This window comes from Dyella sp. NPDC103356 (assembly GCF_055584465.1).
In genome coordinates, this window is sequence record NZ_JBVJLZ010000001.1 from 786688 (window position 1) to 809756 (window position 23069).

At 61.4% G+C, this 23069-nt stretch carries 20 protein-coding genes; 8 read left to right on the forward strand and 12 right to left on the reverse strand.

Annotated elements, in window-relative coordinates; all coding sequences use genetic code 11:
* Positions 1 to 15: 15 nt before the first annotated feature.
* From ACZ6WW_RS03375 to ACZ6WW_RS03390, 4 genes are all read right to left on the reverse strand, one after another.
* Positions 16 to 1386 carry a pyridoxal-phosphate dependent enzyme gene (locus tag ACZ6WW_RS03375; RefSeq protein WP_281852025.1) on the reverse strand — a complete coding sequence of 457 codons (1371 nt, stop codon included), beginning with the start codon at positions 1384 to 1386 and terminating at the stop codon, positions 16 to 18.
* Between the two features lie 151 nt (positions 1387 to 1537).
* Positions 1538 to 1762, reverse strand: coding sequence for a YdcH family protein (locus tag ACZ6WW_RS03380; protein ID WP_281852024.1), 225 nt, complete (start codon positions 1760 to 1762; stop codon positions 1538 to 1540).
* 429 nt (positions 1763 to 2191) lie between these two features.
* Positions 2192 to 2800, reverse strand: a complete 609-nt coding sequence (locus ACZ6WW_RS03385; RefSeq protein WP_281852023.1) for a hypothetical protein — start codon at positions 2798 to 2800, stop codon at positions 2192 to 2194.
* A complete protein-coding gene (locus ACZ6WW_RS03390) occupies positions 2797 to 3399 on the reverse strand; it encodes a DUF4398 domain-containing protein (RefSeq protein WP_465272960.1) in 603 nt (200 codons plus the stop codon). Before ACZ6WW_RS03390 ends, ACZ6WW_RS03385 begins: the two co-directional genes overlap by 4 nt.
* Before the next feature lie 278 nt (positions 3400 to 3677).
* On the opposite strand from ACZ6WW_RS03390, the gene ACZ6WW_RS03395 reads away from it, so the two are divergent.
* On the forward strand, positions 3678 to 4793 hold the full coding sequence (locus tag ACZ6WW_RS03395) for a PilT/PilU family type 4a pilus ATPase (RefSeq protein ID WP_281852021.1): 1116 nt from the start codon (positions 3678 to 3680) through the stop codon (positions 4791 to 4793).
* A 53-nt stretch (positions 4794 to 4846) separates the two neighbouring features.
* Here the strand turns inward: ACZ6WW_RS03395 and maiA are convergent, their stop codons facing one another.
* Positions 4847 to 5551 (reverse strand): maleylacetoacetate isomerase, encoded by a 705-nt coding sequence (gene maiA, locus ACZ6WW_RS03400; RefSeq protein ID WP_465272961.1) that lies wholly within the window; start codon positions 5549 to 5551, stop codon positions 4847 to 4849.
* A 93-nt stretch (positions 5552 to 5644) separates the two neighbouring features.
* Between maiA and ACZ6WW_RS03405 the strand changes: the two genes are divergently transcribed.
* Both ACZ6WW_RS03405 and ACZ6WW_RS03410 read left to right on the forward strand, forming a co-directional pair.
* Positions 5645 to 6823: a phosphoglycerate kinase gene (locus tag ACZ6WW_RS03405; RefSeq protein WP_465272962.1), complete on the forward strand. Its 1179-nt coding sequence runs from the start codon at positions 5645 to 5647 to the stop codon at positions 6821 to 6823.
* A gap of 11 nt (positions 6824 to 6834) precedes the next feature.
* The gene (locus tag ACZ6WW_RS03410) at positions 6835 to 7470 is read left to right on the forward strand and encodes an HAD hydrolase-like protein (protein WP_281852840.1); all 636 of its coding nucleotides are present in this window, start codon (positions 6835 to 6837) and stop codon (positions 7468 to 7470) included.
* Between the two features lie 133 nt (positions 7471 to 7603).
* On the opposite strand, the gene tkt is transcribed toward ACZ6WW_RS03410, so the two are convergent.
* Positions 7604 to 9613 carry a transketolase gene (gene tkt, locus ACZ6WW_RS03415; RefSeq protein ID WP_465272963.1) on the reverse strand — a complete coding sequence of 670 codons (2010 nt, stop codon included), beginning with the start codon at positions 9611 to 9613 and terminating at the stop codon, positions 7604 to 7606.
* A 266-nt stretch (positions 9614 to 9879) separates the two neighbouring features.
* On the opposite strand from tkt, the gene ACZ6WW_RS03420 reads away from it, so the two are divergent.
* Positions 9880 to 10632, forward strand: coding sequence for an outer membrane protein (locus tag ACZ6WW_RS03420; RefSeq protein ID WP_465272964.1), 753 nt, complete (start codon positions 9880 to 9882; stop codon positions 10630 to 10632).
* Positions 10633 to 10874: 242 nt separating this feature from the next.
* Positions 10875 to 11465 (forward strand): porin family protein, encoded by a 591-nt coding sequence (locus tag ACZ6WW_RS03425; protein ID WP_281852017.1) that lies wholly within the window; start codon positions 10875 to 10877, stop codon positions 11463 to 11465.
* Between the two features lie 176 nt (positions 11466 to 11641).
* On the opposite strand, the gene ACZ6WW_RS03430 is transcribed toward ACZ6WW_RS03425, so the two are convergent.
* From ACZ6WW_RS03430 to pyk, 3 genes are all read right to left on the reverse strand, one after another.
* Positions 11642 to 12646 carry a class I fructose-bisphosphate aldolase gene (locus ACZ6WW_RS03430; protein ID WP_281852016.1) on the reverse strand — a complete coding sequence of 335 codons (1005 nt, stop codon included), beginning with the start codon at positions 12644 to 12646 and terminating at the stop codon, positions 11642 to 11644.
* Between the two features lie 148 nt (positions 12647 to 12794).
* Positions 12795 to 13238: an energy transducer TonB gene (locus tag ACZ6WW_RS03435; protein ID WP_465272965.1), complete on the reverse strand. Its 444-nt coding sequence runs from the start codon at positions 13236 to 13238 to the stop codon at positions 12795 to 12797.
* An 82-nt stretch (positions 13239 to 13320) separates the two neighbouring features.
* A complete protein-coding gene (gene pyk / locus ACZ6WW_RS03440; protein ID WP_281852014.1) occupies positions 13321 to 14793 on the reverse strand; it encodes a pyruvate kinase in 1473 nt (490 codons plus the stop codon).
* A 168-nt stretch (positions 14794 to 14961) separates the two neighbouring features.
* On the opposite strand from pyk, the gene ACZ6WW_RS03445 reads away from it, so the two are divergent.
* Together ACZ6WW_RS03445 and ACZ6WW_RS03450 are read left to right on the forward strand one after the other, a co-directional pair.
* A complete protein-coding gene (locus tag ACZ6WW_RS03445) occupies positions 14962 to 16989 on the forward strand; it encodes an alpha/beta hydrolase family protein (RefSeq protein ID WP_465272966.1) in 2028 nt (675 codons plus the stop codon).
* Positions 16990 to 17184: 195 nt separating this feature from the next.
* The gene (locus ACZ6WW_RS03450) at positions 17185 to 19182 is read left to right on the forward strand and encodes an alpha/beta hydrolase family protein (protein ID WP_465272967.1); all 1998 of its coding nucleotides are present in this window, start codon (positions 17185 to 17187) and stop codon (positions 19180 to 19182) included.
* Between the two features lie 52 nt (positions 19183 to 19234).
* Here the strand turns inward: ACZ6WW_RS03450 and ACZ6WW_RS03455 are convergent, their stop codons facing one another.
* Positions 19235 to 20050 carry a S1/P1 nuclease gene (locus ACZ6WW_RS03455; RefSeq protein WP_465272968.1) on the reverse strand — a complete coding sequence of 272 codons (816 nt, stop codon included), beginning with the start codon at positions 20048 to 20050 and terminating at the stop codon, positions 19235 to 19237.
* 176 nt (positions 20051 to 20226) lie between these two features.
* Here ACZ6WW_RS03455 and gap point away from each other — a divergent pair, with 176 nt between their 5' ends.
* Complete coding sequence (gene gap / locus ACZ6WW_RS03460; RefSeq protein WP_465272969.1) at positions 20227 to 21243, forward strand: type I glyceraldehyde-3-phosphate dehydrogenase; 1017 nt, start codon at positions 20227 to 20229, stop codon at positions 21241 to 21243.
* A gap of 271 nt (positions 21244 to 21514) precedes the next feature.
* Here gap and tpx read toward each other — a convergent pair whose 3' ends face one another.
* Positions 21515 to 22015, reverse strand: coding sequence for a thiol peroxidase (tpx, locus tag ACZ6WW_RS03465; protein WP_465272970.1), 501 nt, complete (start codon positions 22013 to 22015; stop codon positions 21515 to 21517).
* 44 nt (positions 22016 to 22059) lie between these two features.
* On the reverse strand, positions 22060 to 23067 hold the full coding sequence (locus ACZ6WW_RS03470) for an NAD-dependent epimerase (protein ID WP_465272971.1): 1008 nt from the start codon (positions 23065 to 23067) through the stop codon (positions 22060 to 22062).
* Between the last annotated feature and the right edge of the window lie 2 nt (positions 23068 to 23069).

A 23069-nucleotide genomic window follows, 5' to 3' on the forward strand; every position in this document is an offset into this window, starting at 1 on the left:
CGCGGCACTGGGTGTTTAGTGCACCTTGCGTCGGAGATAGTTCAAAAGGTCGATACGCGTAATCAGGCCCAGGAACTGCTCGCCATCGACCACGATCGCCACATGCCCACGCTCGAATACCGGTAGCAGCGACTCGATCGGCGAGCGCACATCGAGCATCTGCAGATTGCTGATCATCGCAGTGGCGACTGAGTCACGGAAACGCGCTTCATCCGCGTGTACATGCATCAGCACATCCGATTCGTCGAGGATGCCGACCAGGCGACTGCCGTCCATCACCGGCAGCTGCGACACGTCGTAGAGCTTCATGCGCGTGTATGCCGTCATCAGCAGCTCATTCGGGCCAACCACCACGGTGTCTCGCTGCGAGAACGGACGCAGCAGCAGATCGCGCAGGTCGCCGTGCTGCTCGCGCTCAATAAAGCCGTTATCGAGCATCCAGTAGTCGTTGTACATCTTCGACAGGTACTTGTTGCCGGTGTCGCAGACAAAGGTCACCACGCGCTTGGGTGTGGTCTGCTCGCGGCAATAACGCAAGGCGGCGGCAAGCAAGGTGCCGGTGGACGAACCGCCGAGCACGCCCTCTTTCGACAACAGCTCGCGCGCGGCCAGGAAACTTTCCTTATCAGGAATGGCATAGGCCTTCTTGACCCGCGTGAAGTCGCTGATCGAAGGCAGGAAGTCCTCACCGATGCCTTCGACCATCCAACTACCGGATTTGGTCGAAAGCACGCCCTCGTTGATGTACTGGGCGAGGATCGAACCGACGGGGTCGGCCAGCACGAAATCGGTGTTCGGCGACGCCTCGGCAAAGAACTTGGACAGGCCACTCAACGTGCCCGACGACCCGCAGCCGACCACGATGGCGTCGACCTTGCCATCCAGTTGCTCGAGAATTTCCGGACCGGTGCTGGCGATATGCGCGGCGGGATTGTCCGGATTGCCGAACTGATTGATGAAATAGGCGCCCGGGGTTTCGCGCGCAATCCGCTCGGCCATGTCCTGGTAGTACTCGGGGTGACCCTTGGCGACGTCCGAACGGGTCAGCACCACTTCGGCGCCCATCGCCTTGAGGTTGAAGATCTTCTCGCGGCTCATCTTGTCCGGCACGACCAGGATCAGGCGATAACCTTTCTGCTGCGCCACCAGCGCCAGGCCAAGGCCCGTATTGCCCGCGGTGCCTTCGACCAGGGTCGCGCCGGGCCTGATCTTGCCGGCGCGTTCGGCGCCTTCGATCATCGACAGGCCGATGCGGTCCTTGATCGAGCCGCCGGGGTTGTTGTTCTCCAGCTTCAGGAACAGCTCACACGGCCCTACGTCCAGGCGCTGCGCGCGTACCATCGGGGTACGTCCGATCAGTTCGAGGACACTTTGGTTGACCGTCATGAGGGGCTCCGTTTTGAGACTGCGCCGGACGGCAACATGGCTCGCCGGCAAGATGAGCATGATAACCCGGCATGTTTGCATCGCCCTAACGACTCGGCCCCGGCAGCGCTTGCGCGCCCCGGGGCCGATGCTCGTGCGAAAACTCGCAGCGTCAGTGAGCTAGTTGCTTGGTGTCCCACATCCGTTGTAATCGCTCCTTGGCTTGTAGCTTTTCCCTTTTCATACAACGAAGCGTGATGTCGTCGATGGGAAGAACACCGATCTCGGCGTCATGCACTTTGCTGTCGAGTTCCTTGTGATGCAGGTAGAGCCGACGGAATTCGGCGTCGGCTTTCATCAAGGCTTCGACATCGTCACGCTGCTGGTTTTCGAACATAGTCCGACCTCCTCGTTAGGGGCTGCAGGCGCGTGACCGGAGCGCCTGCCAACGGTGATGTGCACGCGCGCACTCGCGCACCGTCCATCCGCGACGGCGGAAGGAAGCGACGGTGTTAGGAAGAGTGAGCGCATGATTCAGGTCAGTGACCCATGGCGCGCTGATGCCCCATGGGAACTTGACCCTACTCCCGGAAAGAAGGTCATGCAAGCGCGTCCGGAAATATCTTTTGTCACACGGACTTAAAGCAAAAAGCCTGTCGAAACAGGCTTTTGCGTGTTGGGTAAGTCGGCCACTGCGTGGCCTGTAAAGTCGCGCCTGCGGCGCTGTAAACGGTCAACGGAAAGAGCTGGACACCAGACGCTGCCTTTTCCTGTTTACCATTGACCATTTACAGGCCACACAGTGGCCGGACTCACGCCTCAAACGTCAGTCGCCCTTGGAATTCTGCTGCTGGGCGCGAAGGGCGCGCGCGGCCTGGGCCGCCAGGTCCGCCTGGCGCTTGGCGGCGTTGGCGACCTTGCTCTGGGCGGCAGCCAGCTTGCGGGCCTGTTCGGCTTCGGCCTTGGCCTGCTCGGCGGCGGCGGCGGAGGCCTCGCCCTGCTGCTGCAGGCGCGCGGCCTCTTCCTGGGCCAGCTGATACTGCAGGCGCTGGCGTTCCAGTTCGCGACGTGCCTGTTCGGCATCGAGGCGGCTGCCCTCCAGCTGGATCTGGTCGTGCTCGCGATCCAGCTCGTTGAGCCTCAGCTGCGCCACCTGGAACTGGGCCGACGCCCGTGCCAGATCGACCTGCCGCTCGGCGATGTACAACGCGTGGGGGCGCTCCTTGGACTTGACCTGGGACAGACGGCTGACCGCGTCACGGGCACGGGCCTGCTCGGCCTGGGCATAGCTGCCGAGGTTCGGGTCATTGGATAGCTGGTTCAGGCTGTTGCTTAGCCGGTTGACGTCCAAATCGTCTTTGGCGGCATGCGCCACACCAACGGTGGCCAGAGCCAGTACGAGGGCGCTTAGGGTGGTGGCGAGTCGGCGCTTCACAGCTGGCCTCCCTGGTGGTTCGGATCGGGCAAGGTCTGGTCCGGCAGCGTCTGGGTGCCCTGGCCCTGATCCTGCGGCGAGCTAAGCTGCGACGAGGGCGGAGCCGGCAGGTCTTCCATCGGCTGGGCCGGCGGCAGGCCGTTGCTGGACGCGGGGGCCGGCGCGGCGACAGGCGGCGGCGGATCGTTGTCGTGAGCATGCGCCTGCTCGATCTGCTGGCGCAGGTGTTCGTTGTCGTCGGATTTTTGCTGGATCTGCGCCCGGGCAGCGGCCAGACGAGCCTTGGCACGGGCCAATTCGGCATCGGCGCGGGCTTCGTCAGCCAGCTGGCCGGCCACGTCGTACTTGCGGCTGGCCATGGCCGACTGGGCCTGCTGGAACTTGCTCTGAGCAAAACCCAGGTCGACCGGCGCATAGTCGGCCGCGCCGGCATCGCGTGCCGCCTGCAGCTGCGATTGCGCCAGATTCATCGACCCATCCGGCGGCGGCACGCTTGCGCAACCGGCCAGGGTGGCCATTACCGTGGCCAGCGCCAGGGTCGAAACCGCTGTCCGAAAGCGCCTGGAGCGCCCGTTCAGCGGGGAAAAGATGTGCACCATCACTCATTCCTCTCGGAGTGTTGCAGCGTATTGTGGGCGGGCATAATCCATGATTGCAACGCGCACTTGGGGTCGCCTACACGTAGGGCGAGCGTTGTCTTCGATGGACTTGGACGGCGCGCGGACATCACGAGTGTACATGTACGTACACCACGATTCCGAGCATCGGCCATGCGTCGAAGCGCCACGCGGTCGATTTGTTGGCTACCCTTAATAAAACGCACGGCCCGGCCGATGGATAGACCGGAGCCATGTAACGGGTCTTATAGGGGAAGAATGTGGATATCGGTTATTTCCTGAAGCTGATGGTGGACAAGGGCGCGTCGGACATGTTCCTGACGACTGGCGCACCGGTGAACATCAAGGTCGAAGGCAAGCTCTACCCGCTAGGCAACACCGGGCTACCCAGCGGCATGGTCAAGAAGATCGCCTATTCGCTGATGGACGAAGGTCAGGTACCGCAGTTCGAGCGCGATCTCGAGCTGAATATGGCCCTGGCCGTGAAGGAGGCGGGACGCTTCCGTATCAACGTGTTCAAGCAGCGCGGCGAAGTGGGCATGGTGATCCGCGCCATCAAGAGCGAGATCCCCAGCATCGACCAGTTGCAGCTACCCGGCATCTTCCGCGACCTGATCATGGAACCGCGCGGGCTGATCCTGGTCGTCGGCGCCACCGGCTCGGGCAAGTCGACCACCCTGGCGGCGATGATCGATCAGCGCAACCAGAACTCGTCGGGCCATATCCTGACCATCGAAGACCCGATCGAGTACCTGCACCGCCACAAGCGCTCGATCGTCAACCAGCGCGAAGTCGGCCTGGACACGCACAGCTATCACGAGGCGCTGAAAAACGCGATGCGTGAGGCGCCGGACGTGATCATGATCGGCGAGATTCGCGACACCGACACCATGGAAGCGGCCATCGCGTTCTCCGAAACCGGCCATCTCTGCCTGGCGACGCTGCATTCGAACAACGCAGACCAGACGCTGGAGCGTATCCTCAATTTCTTCCCGGAATCGGCGCACAAGAACGTGCTGATGAACCTCGCGCTCAATCTGCGCGCGGTGATCAGCCAACGCCTGGTGCTGGGCAAGGACGGCCGCCGCATCCCGGCAACCGAAGTCCTGCTCAATACGCCGCTGATCCGCGACATGATCCGCCGCGGCCAGATACACGAGGTCAAGGAAGCGATGGATCGCAGCCTGCAGGAAGGCATGCAGACCTTCGATCAATCGCTGTATCGACTTTACAAGGAAGGCCGCATCGAGTTGGAAGAGGCGCTCAACAAGGCCGATTCGCGCGACGGCCTGGCGTTGAAGGTGCGTTTGTCCGAAGGCGGTGGTGTGAACAACACCGAGCTGGTGGGCAATGATCCGTATGGGTTGGGGTTCTGAGGGCTTAAAGCCTTCCTCATCCCTGGCTCACCAGGGGTGAGGAGGCGCTCTAGTCAGCCCGCAACAGGCGCATCCCCCTGCGCCTCAGGCTCCGCGCGGCGAAACGCATCGAGCTCCTGACAAGCGGCCTGAATGCGCTGCAGCGTCGGATAGACATCCAGCGGCAGATTCCACCGTACCGCGTTGTACAACTGCGGAATCAACGCCAGATCCGCCAACCCCGGCGTGTCGCCGTGACAGAAGCGGCCCGTATCCGGATGGTTCGCCACCATCGCCTCGAACGCCTCCAGCCCCTTGGCAATCCAATGTTTCGACCATTCGCCCTTGCGGGCCTGGTCGCCGTACTGGGCCTCGAGGTACTGCAGCACACGCAGGTTGCCGATCGGATGCACGTCGGAAGCGATCACGTGCGCCAATGCACGCACCCGCGCACGTCCCAGCGGGTCGGCCGGCAGGAGTGGCGGCTCGGGATGGATTTCATTGATGTATTCGACGATCGCCAATGACTGCGTCAGCACGTTATCGCCGTCGACCAGCGTGGGCACCAGCTCCTGCGGGTTGAGCACACGATAATCCGCCCGATGCTGCTCGCCCCCGTCATTGACCAGGTGTATCGGCCTGTTCCCATACTCAAGACCTTTGAGATTCAAGGCGATACGAACGCGATAAGCGGCGCTGGAACGCCAGTAACCGTAGAGCGTGAGTGCGGGCATGGGGGCCAAGGCCTGGGATGAAAAGAGCAGGATAACCCGGCCCATGGTTTGCATCGTTCCCGAGGCGGCGGGACAATAGGCGGTTCGCGCCGCCCAGCGGCGCCGCCTGTCCTTCGAAGCCTTAAAGGGAAAGCCATCGTGTCCGTCACCCGTATGAGCGACCTGGATCTGCGCGGCAAGCGCGTATTGATCCGTGAAGATTTGAACGTGCCGATCGAAAACGGCCGCATCACGTCCACCCAGCGACTGGAAGCCTCGCTACCCACGATCGAGGCCGCTCGCGACGCCGGCGCCAAGGTCATGGTGTTGTCTCATCTGGGCCGCCCGAAGGAAGGCAAGTTCGACGAAGAGTCGTCGCTGGCGCCGGTCGCTCAATGGCTCGGCAAGAAACTCGGCAAGGACGTTCGCCTGGTGCGCGACTACCTCGACGGTGTCGATGTCGCCGACGGCGAAGTGGTGGTGCTCGAGAATTGCCGCATGAACGTCGGCGAAGGCAGGGACGACGAAGCCCTGTCGAAGAAATATGCCGCGTTGTGCGACATCTTCGTCATGGATGCCTTCGGTACCGCGCATCGCGCGCAGGCTTCCACGCACGGCGTGATCAAGTTCGCTCCAGTCGCCGCCGCCGGCCCGCTACTGTCGGCCGAGCTCGATGCGCTGGGCAAGGCGCTGGAGCAGCCGGCACGCCCGCTGCTTGCCATCGTCGCCGGCTCGAAGGTATCGACCAAGCTGCAGTTGCTGGAAAACCTGATCGACAAGGTCGACCAGTTGATCGTCGGTGGCGGTATCGCCAACACGTTTATCGCCGCCAGCGGTTACGGCGTCGGTAATTCGCTGTACGAACCGGACTTGCTGGACGCGGCCAAGAAAGTCATCAACGCCGCCAAGCGCCGCAACGCGGACGTACCGCTCCCGATCGACGTCATCGTCGCACCGGAGTTTTCCGCGCATGCCCCGGCCACGATCAAGCCGGTCGATCAGGTCAAGGACGGCGAGATGATCCTGGATATCGGCCCGGAGACGGCCAAGCGCTACGCCGAACTGATCGCCAAGGCGGGCACGGTGGTGTGGAACGGCCCGGTCGGCGTGTTCGAGTTCGACGCCTTCGGCCACGGCACCGAAACGCTGGCGCGCGCGATCGCCGCGTCCAACGCATTCTCGATTGCCGGTGGTGGCGATACGCTCGCCGCAGTGGACAAGTACGGCATCGAAAAAGACGTGTCGTATATCTCCACCGGCGGCGGCGCCTTCCTCGAATTCCTCGAAGGTAAGGAGCTACCGGCCGTGGCCGCGCTCAAGGCTCGTGCGGCAAAGTGAGCGCAGGCAGGATGCTTTGCCTGTTCGATCTTGACGGTACGCTGATCGATTCGGAAGAAGGCATCGTCGCCTGCGTGCGACATGCCTTGATCCAGATGCATGTGTCGGTGCCCAGTGACGCGGACCTGCGCCACTGGATCGGCCCGCCGCTGCGCCATAACTTCGCGCCGCTGCTCGACCACGATGCCGAGCGCATCGAGGCAGCCGTCGAGCACTACCAGGATCGCTTTCAGACCCATGGGCACCGCGAGTATGCGGTGTATCCGGGTATCGACGCGCTGGTGCGCAAGCTGCACGCTGCTGGGCACACGCTGGTCATCGTGACCAGCAAGATCGCCCGCAACGCCGAGCCGATCATCGCCGCCCTGCCCTTTGGCCATTTGTTCGCGCGCATGTACAACCCGGACGCGCGTAGTGCGGTGAGCGAGAAGGCGTCGATGATTGCCGCCGCGCTGAGCGATTTCGCCATACCCGCAGCGCAGACCGTGATGATCGGCGATCGCAAGTTCGATATCGAAGGCGCGGTGGCGAACAAGGTGCGTGGGATTGGCGTGCTTTGGGGCTTTGGCGATCGCAACGAGCTGGAAGAAGCTGGTGCCGATGCGATTGCGGCCACGCCCGAGGCGCTGGCTGAATTGCTCGCCTAACAACCTTGGAGAACCTCGAATAACTTCCTACTCGTCATCCCGGCGTAGGCCGGGATGACGATGGTAAAAACTGAGGTTCGAAGCAAAAAAAACCGCGGACATGCCGCGGCTTTTTTGCTTCGCTACAACATCATCAACCGATGACGCGCTTCACCGTATCGACCACATTCGGCACCGTAAAGCCGAAGTAGTCGAACAGCTTGTTTGCCGGCGCCGAGGCACCGAACGTCGTCATGCCAACCACAGCGCCGTCGAGGCCGACGTACTTGTACCAGTAGTCGGCACTGGCCGCTTCCACCGCCACGCGCGTGCGGCACCAGCCAGGCAGCACGCTTTCGCGGTATTCGGTCGGCTGCGCGTCGAACACTTCGGTACAGGGCATCGACACCACACGCACCGGCACACCTTGCTGTGCCAGCGTGCGCGAAGCTTCCATCGCCAGTTCCACTTCCGAACCGGTGGCGATGAGGATCGCCTTGAACTTGGTGTCCTGCGGATCGGACAGTACATAGCCGCCGCGAGAGATATCGGCCACCTGCTGCGTGCTGCGCTGCTGATGCTTCAGAGTCTGGCGCGAGAAAACCAGGCAGGCCGGGTTGCCCTTGCGCTCGATCGCCACCTTCCACGACACAGCCGACTCGACCACGTCGCAAGGACGCCACAGCTGGTTGTTCGGAATCAGGCGCAGTGACGCGAGATGCTCGACCGGCTGATGCGTCGGGCCATCTTCACCCAGGCCGATCGAATCGTGCGTGTAGACGTGGATGGTGTGCGCCGGGATCAACGCACTCATGCGCACGCCGTTGCGCGCATAGTCGGAGAACACCAGAAAGGTGGCGTCATACGGAATAAAGCCGCCGTGCAGCGCCAGGCCATTGCCGATCGCGGTCATGCCGAACTCGCGCACGCCGTAATGGATGTAGTTGCCGTTACCTTCGCTGGAGTTGCCGACCGCCGCTTCCAGGCTGCCCTTCCACTTGGTGAGGTTGGAGCTGGCCAGGTCGGCCGAGCCGCCCAGGAGTTCGGGCAACAGCGGGCCGAACGCATCGAGCGACATCTGCGACGCCTTGCGCGAGGCCACGTCCGGACCTTCAGCCTGCATCTTGTCGACGAAGGCCTGCGACTTCTCGGCCCAGTCCTTGGGCAGTTCGCCAGCGGTGCGGCGCTTGAATTCGGCAGCGAGCTGCGGATGCGCGGCAGCGTACTTGTCGAACAGCTCGTTCCAGGCCTGCTCGGCAGCGGCACCTTCTTTCTTGTGATCCCAGGCGGCATAGATATCGGCGGGGATTTCGAACGGCGGATATTTCCAGCCGAGGTATTCGCGAGCCGCGGCAACCTCATCCTTGCCCAGTGCCGCGCCGTGGCTTTCTTCCTTACCTTGCTTGTGCGGTGCGCCGAAGCCGATCGTGGTCTTGCAGCAGATCAGCGTGGGCTTGGCATGCTGCGAGGTCGCCTTGGCGATCGCTTGCTTGACCGCATCGGCGTCATGGCCGTCGACGTTGCGAATCACTTGCCAACCATAGGCCTCGAAGCGCTCCGGCGTATTGTCGGTAAACCAGCCCGGCACTTCGCCATCGATCGAGATGCCATTGTCGTCGTAAATGGCGACCAGCTTGCCCAGCTCCCAGGTACCGGCAAGCGAAGCGGCTTCGTGCGACACGCCTTCCATCATGCAACCGTCGCCCATGAACACATAGGTGTGGTGATCGACGATGGTATGACCGGGCTTGTTGAAGTGATTGGCGAGAATCTTCTCGGCCAGCGCAAAACCCACGGCGTTGGCAAAACCCTGACCCAGTGGACCGGTGGTGGTTTCCACGCCGGGCGTTTCACTGGCTTCCGGATGACCGGCGGTCTTCGAATGCAGCTGACGGAACTGCTTGAGCTGCTCGATCGGCAGGTCGAAGCCGGTCAGGTGCAGCAACGCGTACTGCAGCATCGAACCGTGCCCATTGGAGAGTACGAAGCGATCGCGGTTAGGCCATTTCGGGTTGGTCGGGTTGTAGTGCAGGAAATCCTTCCACAGGACCTCGGCAATATCGGCCATGCCCATGGGCATGCCAGGGTGGCCGGAATTGGCCTGCTCGACGGCATCCATGGCAAGGGCACGGATGGCGTTGGCAAGTTCGCGACGAGAGGGCATCAATGTTCTCCAAAGGGGCAACGCGAAAAACGGCATTGTCGCCGATCCCACGTGAAACTGTCGCCATTTCGTCAAGACGGCGTTGTTGCGGCGCGCAAGAAATTAACTTGGCCTTAATATATTTCTGCCGACTTTGAAACCCTTCAGGCATCGGCCTATCTAATAGCTCACGGTGCTGCAAACCCCTGCATGCACCACATCGGATGGCTTCCCCTGTTCACGGCCGCCCGATTGCTTTCAGAAATAAAAAAATTAGGAGTACCCCGATGAATAAGACACTATTTGCTGTGGCCATCGCGGCCGCTGGTCTCGTTGCCGTCCCCGCGGCATTCGCACAACAAGCCAGCTCCGGCTACACCCCCACCTACACTGGCCCCGAGCAGGACAACTTCCAGCCTGGCCAGGCGGTCGGTTCGGGCAACTGGTTCATTGACGCCAATGCCGGCCGCACCGGCGGTGGTAACGGCGGTTTCGGCAAGAACCTCGACACCTTCAATTTCTCCAAGGGCGAGCGTGACCGTCGCACGGGCTATGGCCTCACGGGCGGCTACCGCTGGAAGGTGGCGCAGGACTTCGGTCTGGGCGTGGAAGCGGGTTATGTCGATCTCGGCAATTTCCGCGTAAAGAACGTCTTCAACTCGCAGCCGGTCAACCAGTCGAGCAGCACCAACGCCCTGCGCGGCTGGCTGGTCGGTGTGAATGGCCGCATGAACCTCATCCAGGGCTGGTACCTCAGTGCCCGTGGCGGTTATTTCCATGCGAACAACTACGATCACCAGTTCACTGCCGACGAATCGGCTGCGCTGGGCGAAACCACCGGCGGTCGCGCCGGCCGTGGCAGCTGGTACGCCGGTCTGGGCACCGGTTGGGATATCAACCAGCACTGGGGTGTGGGCGTGTCCTATGACTACTTCCATGCCAACGCCGGCAAGCTGATCGACACCACCACCGGCGAAGTCACCTCGGACCTGAAGCGTTCGACCGGCATCGTTTCGCTGTCGGGCGAGTACCGCTTCTAAGCACTCGTTTCCAAGTGAAACTCAAGGACGGGCCGTTCGCGGCTCGTCCTTTTGTTTTTCAAAGACTTGAAGCAGGCTCATTCATGAAAGTTAATGGATTCTTAATACTGCACTGACGAGTGTTGAATTTAAGCAAGCCAGAGCCATCTAAGGGTCAGCGCATCGCAATTTGCATGTGCGCGGAGGAACCGGCTTCCCCCTCTCGTGCCGGAACCCCGCCTTGGTATAACAGGAGAATCTCCATGAAAAAGACGCTGCTTGCCCTCGCTTTCGCTACCGCCGGTCTGTTGACCGTTCCCGCCTTCGCCCAAGATGCCGGTACCGGCAACGGCGGTTGGTTCGTCAACGGCAATGTCGGTCGCACCTCGATCGACAAGGGTCCCTATAACGACAGCGATACCGGTTACGCCATCAATGGCGGCTACCGTTGGGCGGTCAATCCGTCGCTCGCGCTGGGCGTTGAAGCCGGCTACAACGACCTGGGCAACATCCACGCCAAGAACATCTTCAACAGCCGTCCCGTGATTGATGGGACCAAAACGCAGCTGCACGGCTGGACCGCCGGCGTGAACGGCCATTTCAACCTGACGCCGAACTGGTATCTGAGCGCGCGTGGCGGCATTTACGGCTGGAAGGGTCATGGCTTGTCCAATGACGACCTGCCGACCCGTCATAACCTCAACGACACCAGCTGGTATGCCGGTGCCGGCGTGGGCTATGACTTCACCAGCCACATGAGCGTGGGTCTGAACTACGACTACTACGATGCGAAGAAGCACAACGTGGACCTGAGCACCGACATGGTGTCGATCAGCGCCGAGTATCGTTTCTAAGAGCGTAAAGCCGGCCGCTAGCGCGGCCTGTAAAGTCGCTTCGCTGTAAATAGTAAATAGGAAAGCAGAAAGGGCGCCTCTCGGCGCCCTTTCTTTTGCTCTCTCCGTTGACTGTTTACAGCAAGCGAAGCGAGCGACTTACAGGCCACTGTAGGTGGCCGGATTTACCCAGCAGATCAGCCGTTCCACTGTCCCAGCGCCGCCAGGCCATTTTCCTTGGCGCGCGCGTGGACGATCTTCTGGGCTTCGGCAGTGTTCGTCTTGATGTCCTTCGACCATACCTTCAACGCGGCCTGCTGCATCGCGCGACCGTAGGAGAACGACAGCGGCCAGGGGTGCGGGCCCATGCGGTTCATCGCATTGAGGTGGGCGGTGGACTGCTCGTCGGTCTGGCCGCCGGAGAGGAACACGATGCCCGGCAAGGTGGCCGGCACGGTGGTCTTGAGCACGCGAACGGTGGCTTCGGCGACTTCTTCGACTTCGGCCTGCTCATCGCAGTCCTTGCCGGCGATGACCATGCTGGTCTTCAGGATGGTGCCTTCCAGCAGCACGTTCTGCTCGTACAGGGCATTGAACAGGCTGCGCAGCACGGCTTCGTGCACTTCGTAGCTGACTTCGATGGTGTGGTCGCCGTCCATGATCACTTCGGGCTCGACCATCGGTACCAGACCGGCTTCCTGGCACAGCGCGGCGTAGCGGGCGAGCGCATGGCAATTGGCTTCGATCGCGGTCGAGCTGGGGTTGTCTTCGCTGATATTGATGACCGCGCGCCATTTGGCGAACTGGGCACCCAGCTTGGCGTATTCCTGCAGGCGCTCGCGCAGGCCGTCGAGGCCTTCGGTGACCACGTCGCCCGGGAAACCGGCCAGCGCGACCGGGCCCTTGTCGACCTTGATGCCCGGGATGATGCCGTTCTTCTTCATCACCTGGGTGAACGGCACGCCGTCCTTGGTCGACTGGCGCAAGGTTTCGTCATACAGGATGGCGCCGGAGATGTGCTCGCCCAGACCCGGCGTGGTCAGCAGGAGCTCGCGGTAGGCGCGGCGGTTTTCTTCGGTGTTGTCGATGCCAACGGCCTCGAAACGCTTCTTGATGGTGTTGGTCGATTCATCGATGGCGATGATGCCCTTGCCAGGCGCGACCATTGCCAAGGCAATGCTTTCGAGATCTTCGATGCTCATGACGACTCCGTAGAACGAGCGTGGCCCGGTAGCCACGCAACATGACGAGATGCCGGCCTTCAAAGGACCGGCAAGGCTTAAAGTGCTGGATTATAGCCCGATCGGCCCGGCCGGTCTTGGCCGGGCGCAGCAAGGGGCTCAGAACCGGTCAGCTGGAATAGCCCGGCAGCTTGCAGGCGTCGGTAATCCGCTTGGCCTGGGCCGGGTCGGCCGGCAGGTTGAAGGAGACCACGTAGTAGGTGCTGACCGGCGTGCTGTCCTTGTTGGTCAGCGACGGGCCGTAGTGGAAGCGGGTCACCACGCTCTTGCCGACGGCGCCCAGGTCGCTATCGGGAACGACCTTGGCCACCTGGACGTTCATCGTGGCGCCATCCGAACCGATGCTATAGGTCACCGCGGCGCAGACCGGCTTGTCCAGATTGCGGCCGGAGTTGGGAACGTCAGCGTCGACCTTGGTATTGAGCAGTATCCAGTAGCTGTTGAGCGACTCCGGCGCGACCTTGTGCTCGGCTTGAGCCATCACCGGAGCGGCACAGACCAGGGCCAGGCCGAGCAGGAGGCCGCGAGCGGCCAGACGGTTTTTCTTGTGCATGACAGCGGCCTGCTAGCAGTGGAGATGCGCCGAGTGTAAGGCAGAGGCCGCCCACTCGGCGTAATCGTCACCGAACCGGCTCTTACAGATCGCGCAGGCTTTCCACCATGCCTTCTGCACCGACCGAAAGCAGCTTGACCGTATTGGTGCCACCGCCGCGACCGACATGATCGCCATGCGTCACCACCACGCGGTCGCCTTCGGCCAGCTTGCCCTGGGCGAACAGCTCCTGCACCGCCTGACGGGCCGATGCCGCCATGGTCTGGCCGGCATGAGTGAACTCGACCGGCTGCACGTCACGTAACATCAGCATGCGGCGACGGGCATCGGCAAACGGCGACAGCGCGTAGATCGGCACGGCACTGCGATAGCGCGACAACCACTGCGCGGTCGCACCCGATTCGGTCAGCGCCACAATCGCGCGGCAACCGACCTCACCCGCCAATACCATCGCGGCCAACGCAATGGCCTGGTCGGTACGGTCGATGCGATGGCCGGCCGTGGCGAGATCTTCCTTCGGCTCGAACTGACGCTCGGCGCCCAGACAGATACGCCGCAAGGCAGCCACCGCCTTGTCCGGATGCGCACCGGCTGCGGATTCTTCTGACAGCATCACCGCGTCGGTGCCGTCGATCACCGCATTGGCGACGTCGAGCACTTCGGCACGCGTCGGGATCGGCGAGCGCACCATCGATTGCAACATTTGCGTTGCGGTGATGACCGCGCGATTACGCTGCACGGCTTCGCGAATGATCTTTTTCTGCAGACCGGGCAGCTCGGCGTCGCCGATTTCCACACCCAGGTCACCGCGCGCCACCATTACCACGTCGGATGCATCGATGATTTCGCCCAGCACCGGAATCGCATCGGCGCGTTCGATCTTGGCCACCAGCGCGGCATTACCGCCCGCTTCGCGCATCAATCGACGCGCCTGCTCCATATCGGCGGCGGAGCGCACAAAGGACACGGCAAGAAAATCGGCGCCGATTTCCGCGGCGAGCTTGATGTCGGCCTTGTCCTTGTCAGACAACGCATCGACCGAGAGGCCGCCGCCCTGGCGATTGAGGCCCTTGCGGTCGGACAGCTTGCCGCCGATCAGCACGCGACAGCGGATTTCGCTGCCAACGACCTCTTCCACGGTCATCGCCACCAGGCCATCGTCAAGCAGCAACACGTCGCCTGGGCTGACATCTCTGGGCAAATCGTAATAGCTCACGCCGACACGTGTGTTGTCGCCCGGCGGCGTACCGGGGCGGCAGTCGAGCACGAAGGGATCGCCCTCGCGCAGTTCGACCGGACCGTTACCGAAGCGCTCGACACGGATCTTGGGGCCTTGCAGGTCGGCAAGGATGCCGACTTCGCGCCCTACCGTAGCGGCAGCCTCGCGCACAGCATTCGCACGCGCACGGTGATCGTCCGGCTGGCCGTGCGAGAGATTCAGGCGAACAACGTCCACACCTTCGGTGATGATCCGTTGCAACATGCCCGGCGCGTCGGTCGCGGGGCCCAGGGTGGCGACAATTTTGGTGCGCCGCGTGAAGGTTTCATTGGTCATCCGGGGAGACTACCAGAACTTTTATGGCCGTCTAAACCTCTGCATACGAATGTATCGATGGGACCTCATTCCTATCCCTGCCGGCGCAACCTGTCATGGGAGGCCAAACCTTGCGCTAGCATGACCGGGACGTTACCGCCCACCCGCTCGCCTTGTGGAAGTTACTGCATGTCATGGAATCGGTTTGCCGTCGTCGCCTTATTCGTTTTTCTGACCGCAGCGTCGCTCAGCCAGGCGGACCCCGCCGAGTCGACATCGACTACCCCACCGCATAGCCCGTCGCTGAAAGACTTTGTCCGCGCGGACGAATTCACCCAGGTGCGGATTTCTCCGGACGGCAACTATGTCTCTGCGGTCATCCCGATGCCCGACAGCCCCTATGAAAATGTTCTGGCCATCATCGATACGCATACCAGCAAGCTGATCTATAGCTTCCCCTCGGGAAGCCGCGATCAGATCTATCACCATTTCTGGGTAAGCGACCGACGCCTGGTCGCCAGCCTGAGCACGCGCTTGGGCTTTCTCGATACGCCGGTACCCACAGGCGAGCTGATCGCCACCGACGTCGACGGTAAGCATGGCATGTACCTGTTCGGGGTCCGTGGTTCGTCAAAGAACGACGCCACGGTCAACCGGCGTGGCGGTGAGCAGCGCATAGCGGCAGCCACCGTGATCGATACGCAACTGCTCGACAACCATGACATTCTGATCGCCGCGCGCGAGTTCACCACCAGCCGCAAGGGCGCGGTGCCGACGATCGAGCGACTCGACGTCGACACCGGCAGAAGCCGCCGCATCGACACTTCCCCGGCGGCCGACGCCTATTTCGTTGCCGATCATGCCGGCCGGGTACGCCTGGCACTGGGCAGTGGCGACTACCTGGGTTTACGACTATGGGGTCGCGACCTGGAAAAGGATAAGAACTGGTGGCTGCTCAACGACTCGGACAAGTCGCGCATCAATATCGAGCCGATCGGCTTCAACCGCGATAACAGCCGGGTCTACGTTCGCGTGTCGCATGCCACTGGCCCGGACTCCATCGAGTTGATGGATCCGGACAACGGCAAGCGCGAACTCGTCTATCGCGGCCAGTTCGCCGACCCCGGCGAGTTGTTGCCTTCGGCCGATGGCAAGGACTACTACGCCGTCGTTACCCGGGACGGCATACCAGGCCTGCATTACATCGACGAGAACAGCCCCGAAGCGCTGATGAACAAGGCGCTGAGCGAAAAATTTCCAGGGCGCCTGGTGGCCTTCAGCAATTTCACCCGTGACGGCAAGCAGGCCATCCTCAGTGTCAGCAGTGACCGCAATCCCGGGGACTATTTCCTGTTCGATTTCGAGACGAGGAGCGCCAAGTACCTGCTGAGCCGGCGCCATTGGATCGAGGCGCCGCAGATGCGCCCGATGCAGCCAATCACGGTAGAGGCACGCGATGGGATGACGCTGCACGGTTTTCTTACCGAACCGGCTGGCGACAAGCCCCACCCACTCATTGTCATGCCTCACGGCGGCCCGCACGGCATCGACGACGAATGGGGCTACGACGGCGAAGCCCAGCTGTTTGCCCATCACGGTTATGCCGTGTTGCAGCTCAACTACCGTGGCTCGGGCGGCTATGGGCAGGCATTCCAGCAAGCCGGCTACCGGCAGTGGGGTCAGGCCATGCAGGACGACCTGACCGACGCGACGCAATGGGCAATCAAGCAAGGCTATGCCGATCCCAAGCGCATCTGCACCTATGGAGCGAGCTATGGCGGCTATGCAGCCGTCGAAGCGACCGTGCGCGAGCCGTCGCTCTATCGTTGCGCCATCGGCTATGCCGGCATCTACGATCTGCGCATCCAGCTGGACAAGAGCGATACGCAGCGCTCCAACAGCGGCACCAGTTACCTCAATACGGTGCTCGGCGATGATCGCGACGACCTGTTGCGGCGCTCGCCGCTGAGCGGGGTCGATCGCATCCAGGCGGCCCTGCTACTGATCCATGGCGGAGCAGATGAGCGCGTGCCTTTCGCCAATTTCCGCGAGTTCACGCGCGCATTGGACAAGCAGCACAAACCTTACGAGTCATTGACCGAACCAGACGAGGGGCATGGCTTTTTTCTGGAGGAGCATCGTCTGGAGGCGTATCAGAAGATGCTCGACTTTCTGGACATGCATATCGGATCGAAAGAAATTTCGAACCTACCCTGACTTATTGGATATTCGCAAAGGTTTCCGAAAAGCTAGGATGAAGCAGGACCGAGGGGTCGGTTCCGCGTCGCTGTGTTAGTTGGGGGCTGGGAGATCGCGTCGACCGTGCCTGAGGCACGCCGACGCTACAGACACCGATTGACCGCCGACGCCTTGACGCATTGTCATGAGTCGCAACAGGGGAAGGGACAAACTATGTATGCCAGGACGCGGCTATGGGCCGTCTTATTATCGTGTGCCATCGGTAGTGCCGCAGCAGCGGATACACCGACCGCAACCAGCACACAAAAGCCAATCGCTGATTTCGTGAAGCAGGCTGACTTCACCGATGTGCAGCTATCGCCCAGCGGTAAATACATAGCGACCGTGATATCGATGCCGGACAATCCACACGAGAATGCTTTCGCCATTCTGGATGGAAAAACCGGCAGCATCATCCGGTTCATTCACTCGGGTAAAGACGCACTCATCGCAAACTACTTCTGGGCGAACGACGAGCGACTGGTCGCTTCGCTGTCTGTCAAGTTCAACAAGCTGGACACGCCGTATTCAACGGGCGAGATATTTGCCATCGATGTGGATGGGAACAAGCAGCTTGACCTGTTTGGAGCCCGCAAACATCTCATTCATATGAATGACGGCGATGGCGGAAGAGCCAGGGTCATCGAGAGAAAGCTGGCAACGCCTGACGAAATTCTCGTCGAAAGCGATGCTCTTCAGCGCAGCGGCAATGCAGCGCCATTGATCCAGCGCGTCAATGTAGATACTGGCCAAGTGACTCAAGTTGGCAAAGCGCCGATCGAGGGCGCCAGCGTGCTCAGCGATCACGCTGGACAAGCACGCGCCGCCTTCGCCAGCGCGGATGCCTACCACGTTTCGCTCTGGGTACGAAAAGACAACGACTCGGAATGGTCGCTTGCCAACGATCCGGCAAAAACCAATATCAACATGACTCCGGTGGGATTCAACCGAGATAACAGCAAACTCTATGTGCTTGTCTCGGAGGGAAAGAAGGCTGACGCCATCGAATTGATGGATATGACCTCGCTCGCCCACACCCCGGTTTACCGCGGAGAGTTTTCCGACCCGGGTGAGATGCTGCGCACAGCCGATGGCAAGGACTTCTATGCAATCATTACGCAAGACGGGAAAAGGTCCTTGCATTTCCTCGATGAAAATAGTCAGGAGGCAAAAATCACCAAAGCGCTCCAGGCCAGCTTTCCGGGGCAGCTTGTCCTTTTCACCAGTTTCACCGACGACGGTAAACGCGCCGTGGTGTCGGTGAGCAGCGATCGCAATCCTGGTGACTTTTACATTTTCAATCTGGATACGATGCAGGCTGGCCATCTCGTGAAGGTCATGCCGCAGATCGATCCACAGCAGATGCATGCGATGGAGCCCGTGAGCCTTACCTCGCGTGACGGCCTCCCGTTGCACGGCTTCATTACGCTACCCAATGGCAACAAGCCTTATCCATTGATCGTTTTGCCTCATGGCGGTCCGCATGGCATCTCCGACGAATGGGGCTTCAACCGCGAAGTGCAGCTGTTTGCCTCCCGTGGCTATGCGGTACTACAGATCAACTACCGGGGATCGGGTGGTTATGGCGGGTGGTTCCAGCAATTGGGTTACCGCAAATGGGGACTCACCATGCAGGACGATTTGACCGACGCCACGCATTGGGCGATCGATCAGGGTTACACGACGCAACAAGGCGTGTGCATCTACGGCGCCAGCTACGGCGGTTATGCGGCACTGGAAGGCGCCGTGCGCGAGCCCGATCTCTATAAATGCGCCATAGGTTATGCAGGGGTTTATGACTTGCGCGTGCAATTGGACGATAGCGATACGCGAGAGAGCAAGGTAGGACGCAGCTATTTGAGTCTGGCGCTGGGCGACGACAGGGACGATCTGCTTGCTCGGTCACCACTTGGCGGCGTATCCAAGATCAAGTCCAACGTGCTCCTTCTGCATGGCGGCAAGGACCCGCGCGTTCCTATCAAGAACTTTTACGAGATGACCAAAGCGCTCGACAAGAACAACAAACGCTACGAGCAACTGGTCATGCCCGACGAAGGTCACGGCTTCTTCGTGCCGGAGCACAGCCAGCAAGCTTATGAAAAGATGCTGGAGTTCCTGGACCGCAATATCGGCCACGGCCAGGCCACAACGGTAGCCAACGCCTCGCCTTGAGCCATGATGGGTCGCGGCTTCAGCCGCGACCCATCTTCGCGTCACGGCCGAATCAATTGCTCAACGCAATATTCAACACTTCCGCCAAACGCCTGCCGGCATCGCGCAGGCGTTCTTCGGCCAGCGGCAACTCGGCTTTTACGTAAGCGTCGTCGATCTTGTGCCCCTTGGGGTAGAAGCCCGGCTGCGCCGTAGCGCGGCAGGATTCTTCCGCCCATTGAGCAAAGGAGTTGTCAAATGGCGCGATGCTCGGCGGCAGGGTTACCATGCCGCGCTTGTCGAGTTCGTCGGCATAGGCTTTCCAGTCGTTGCTATGGGTGAGCAGCAGACTCGAATCCCATACGCGATGCAGGTTGCTGCCCTTGCCGTTCATCTGCACCTGGTAGTCGTTGCCGCCCTTGTCGTCGCGGTAACCTGCGTGCAACGGCTGATGCTCGTCGCCGATAAAGTGCACGACGAACTTCAACGCTTCCAGACGCGTCGCGTCGGACTGTTTCTTGTCGGCCAGGATTTCGGCGTAATGATCGATGGCGGCGACGACGCAGTGGCCGTCCGGGCAGTCGCGCGGCGGCACGTAGTTGCATTTTTCGCTGGTGAAGTTGATGTAGTGCAGGCCGCGCGTGTTCTTCCACAGGTCCTGCTGATTCGCATCGTTGCGGATTTCGTCCGCCCAGCTGGAGACGTCGGCCAAACTGGTCTTGTTCTCCAACGACAGCAAATGCTCGACCTCGGCCTTGGCGGCCGGACTCAAGTGGCGCTGAGCCAGTTCAGCGACCACGCTATGGCCGAGCGGCCCCCAAGCCTGGGCCAGGGGCGCAACGCCCAGAAAAGCAAGCACAGCAACGGCCAGGCGGCGATGAATCGTCATGAAGTCGGTTCCCCTGCGAGTGAACCTGGGATTCTGCCATAGGGTTCGACGCTTGTTTTTGCGACATCGGCCCCTGCCGGCTGGGGTCCGCCCCCGGTTCGCGCTAAAATGCCTGCTTTGGCGGCCCGAGCTGGGCCGCTTTTGCTGCCCCCATCACTGTCGGAGGACGCTGTCTCATGGCCATCAAGGTTGCCATCAATGGTTACGGTCGTATCGGCCGCAATACGCTGCGCGCGCTGTACGAATCCGGCCGCACCAACGAGTTTCAGATCGTCGCGGTCAACGATCTTGGCGACGCCGAGACCAATGCGCATCTCACCCAGTACGACACCGCCCATGGCCGCTTCCCGGGCCAGGTGTCGGTGGACGGTGGCGACCTGATCGTCAACGGCGACCGCATCAAGGTGCTGGCCGAGCGCGACCCGTCCAAGCTGCCCTGGGGCGACCTGGGCGTGGACGTGGTACTGGAGTCCACCGGCTTCTTCACCTCCAAGGCCAAGGCCAGCGCGCATATCGCCGGCGGCGCCAAGAAGGTGATCATCTCGGCCCCGGGCGACAAAGATGTGGACGGTACGTTCGTCTTCGGCGTCAATGACGACCAGCTGACCGCCAAGCACCAGGTCATCTCCAACGCCTCGTGCACCACCAACTGCCTCGCCCCGCTGGCCAAGGTGCTGCACGAAAAGATCGGCATCGTGCACGGCCTGATGACCACGATTCACGCCTACACCAACGACCAGGTGCTGACCGACGTCTATCACCCGGACCTGCGCCGCGCCCGTAGCGCCACGCACAGCCAGATCCCGGCCAAGACCGGCGCCGCCGCGGCGGTGGGACTGGTGCTGCCGCAGCTCAACGGCAAGCTGGACGGTTTCGCCATTCGCGTACCGACTATCAACGTGTCCGTCGTCGACCTGACCTTCGTGGCCGCACGTGAAACCAGCAAGGAAGAAATCGACGCCGCGATCAATGAAGCGGCCAACGGCGCGCTGAAGGGCATCCTGGCCGTCAACACCAAGCCGCTGGTATCGATCGACTTCAACCACAACCCGGCTTCCTCCACCTACGACGCGACGCAGACACGTGTCATGGGCGGCACGCTGGTGAAGGTGCTGAGCTGGTACGACAACGAGTGGGGCTTCTCCAACCGCATGTTGGATATGACCAAGGCGTTGATGGCTGCCAACAAGTAAGGGCTGTCGTTCGTCTGATGTTTTTGAGAAGCCGGGCCTTGTGCCCGGCTTTTTAGTTATCTCGACGCCTGTCTTCCTCGCCGTCATCCCGGCGTAGGCCGGGATCCAGTGTCGGTGACCGCAATTGAGCAACGCCGCGAAAATCGAGCGTCAAGTCACTGGATCCCGGCCTGCGCCGGGATGACGGTGAGGGGGAATAGCGCGACGAAGAGATTGAAACAAATGGTCGCCATGAAGCGTCAACCACTCGCCCCTCACTCTTGACGACTCTTTACTTCAAAGCAGCCAAGGCCGCCTCATAGTTCGGCTCGTGCGCGATCTCGCCCACCAGCTCGGTGTGCAGCACCTTGTCATGCTCGTCCAGCACGACGACCGCACGCGCTGCCAGACCGGCCAGCGGGCCGTCGGCGATGGCCACGCCGTAATCCTTCAGGAAAGCGGCACCACGCATGGTCGACAGCGTAACGACGTTCTCCAAGCCTTCGGCGCCGCAAAAACGCGCCTGGGCGAACGGCAGATCGGCGGAGATGCACAGCACCACGGCGTTATCGAGGCTGCTGGCATCCTGGTTGAAATGACGCACCGAGGTAGCGCAGGTCGGCGTGTCGACGCTGGGGAAAATATTCAGGACTTTGCGCTTGCCGGCGAAGTCAGCCAGCGTGACGTTCTTGAGATCTTTGGCGACCAGCGAGAATGCCGGTGCGGTAGCGCCGGTGCTCGGCAGGGATCCATCGACGTGGACGGGATTGCCTTTGAGAGTGACTGTAGACATGGGGGGCTCCTTACAGGGCAGGGGTGGAAAAGGTTGGCAAGCGATCAATGAGGCTGGTATTGCAGATACCAATCGACGAACTGGCGAACGCCCTCTTCCACCGACACCTTCGGGCGATAGCCCACGGCGTCGATCAGACTGGACACGTCCGCTTCGGTATCGGGTACGTCGCCGGCCTGTAGCGGGAGCATCTCCATGCGGGCCTTCCGCCCCAGGCACTCTTCCAGTACTTCGATATAGCGCAACAGTTCTACCGGCCGCTCGTTACCGATGTTGTAGATACGATACGGCGCGTTGCTGCTGGCCGGATCGGGCGCGGCACTGTTCCAGTCCGGATCGGGACCGGGGACTTTATCCAGCGTGCGAATCACGCCTTCGACGATATCGTCGATAAACGTGAAGCTTCGCTTGTGCTTGCCGTGGTTGAACACCTTGATCGGCTCGCCCGCGAGGATGGCCTTGGTAAACAGGAACAGCGCCATATCCGGGCGGCCCCAGGGACCGTACACAGTGAAGAAGCGCAAACCAGTGCTGGGGATGCGGTACAGATGCGCGTAACTGTGCGCCATCTGCTCATTGGCTTTCTTGCTCGCGGCATACAGCGTCAACGGATGTTCGGCCGACTGGTGTTCGGAAAACGGCATCGTCGTGTTGGCACCATAGACCGAACTGGTCGACGCAAACACCAGATGCTCCACGCCGTGATGGCGGCAGCCCTCGAGCACGTGCAGGAAGCCGGTAACATTGCTGCTGACGTATACATGCGGGTTCTGCGCCGCGTAACGCACACCCGCCTGCGCAGCCAGGTGCACCACCCGCTGTGGGCGGTGCTCGACAAAGAGTTTTTCCATGGCCACGCGATCGGCGAGGTCAGCATGCACATGCGTATAACCGGCACGGCCTTCGAAGCGTGCCAGTCGCGCCTTCTTCAACGACACATCGTAGTAGTCGTTGAGATTGTCCAGGCCGATCACTTCGTCGCCGCGCTCGAGCAGCTTGAGCGCCACATGCGATCCGATAAAGCCGGCCGTGCCGGTAACCAGGATCTTCATCG

Excerpts from the sequence above, each read along its gene's own strand:
- pyk (WP_281852014.1), bottom strand. The coding sequence starts at position 14,793 with ATGACCAATGAAACCTTCACGCGGCGCACCAAAATTGTCGCCACCCTG.
- ACZ6WW_RS03380 (WP_281852024.1), bottom strand. The coding sequence starts at position 1,762 with ATGTTCGAAAACCAGCAGCGTGACGATGTCGAAGCCTTGATGAAAGCC.
- ACZ6WW_RS03435 (WP_465272965.1), bottom strand. The coding sequence starts at position 13,238 with ATGCACAAGAAAAACCGTCTGGCCGCTCGCGGCCTCCTGCTCGGCCTG.
- ACZ6WW_RS03445 (WP_465272966.1), top strand. The coding sequence starts at position 14,962 with ATGTCATGGAATCGGTTTGCCGTCGTCGCCTTATTCGTTTTTCTGACC.
- ACZ6WW_RS03425 (WP_281852017.1), top strand. The coding sequence starts at position 10,875 with ATGAAAAAGACGCTGCTTGCCCTCGCTTTCGCTACCGCCGGTCTGTTG.
- ACZ6WW_RS03450 (WP_465272967.1), top strand. The coding sequence starts at position 17,185 with ATGTATGCCAGGACGCGGCTATGGGCCGTCTTATTATCGTGTGCCATC.
- maiA (WP_465272961.1), bottom strand. The coding sequence starts at position 5,551 with ATGGGCCGGGTTATCCTGCTCTTTTCATCCCAGGCCTTGGCCCCCATG.
- ACZ6WW_RS03470 (WP_465272971.1), bottom strand. The coding sequence starts at position 23,067 with ATGAAGATCCTGGTTACCGGCACGGCCGGCTTTATCGGATCGCATGTG.
- ACZ6WW_RS03420 (WP_465272964.1), top strand. The coding sequence starts at position 9,880 with ATGAATAAGACACTATTTGCTGTGGCCATCGCGGCCGCTGGTCTCGTT.
- tpx (WP_465272970.1), bottom strand. The coding sequence starts at position 22,015 with ATGTCTACAGTCACTCTCAAAGGCAATCCCGTCCACGTCGATGGATCC.
- ACZ6WW_RS03455 (WP_465272968.1), bottom strand. The coding sequence starts at position 20,050 with ATGACGATTCATCGCCGCCTGGCCGTTGCTGTGCTTGCTTTTCTGGGC.
- tkt (WP_465272963.1), bottom strand. The coding sequence starts at position 9,613 with ATGCCCTCTCGTCGCGAACTTGCCAACGCCATCCGTGCCCTTGCCATG.
- ACZ6WW_RS03390 (WP_465272960.1), bottom strand. The coding sequence starts at position 3,399 with ATGGTGCACATCTTTTCCCCGCTGAACGGGCGCTCCAGGCGCTTTCGG.
- ACZ6WW_RS03430 (WP_281852016.1), bottom strand. The coding sequence starts at position 12,646 with ATGAGCATCGAAGATCTCGAAAGCATTGCCTTGGCAATGGTCGCGCCT.
- ACZ6WW_RS03375 (WP_281852025.1), bottom strand. The coding sequence starts at position 1,386 with ATGACGGTCAACCAAAGTGTCCTCGAACTGATCGGACGTACCCCGATG.
- ACZ6WW_RS03410 (WP_281852840.1), top strand. The coding sequence starts at position 6,835 with ATGCTTTGCCTGTTCGATCTTGACGGTACGCTGATCGATTCGGAAGAA.
- gap (WP_465272969.1), top strand. The coding sequence starts at position 20,227 with ATGGCCATCAAGGTTGCCATCAATGGTTACGGTCGTATCGGCCGCAAT.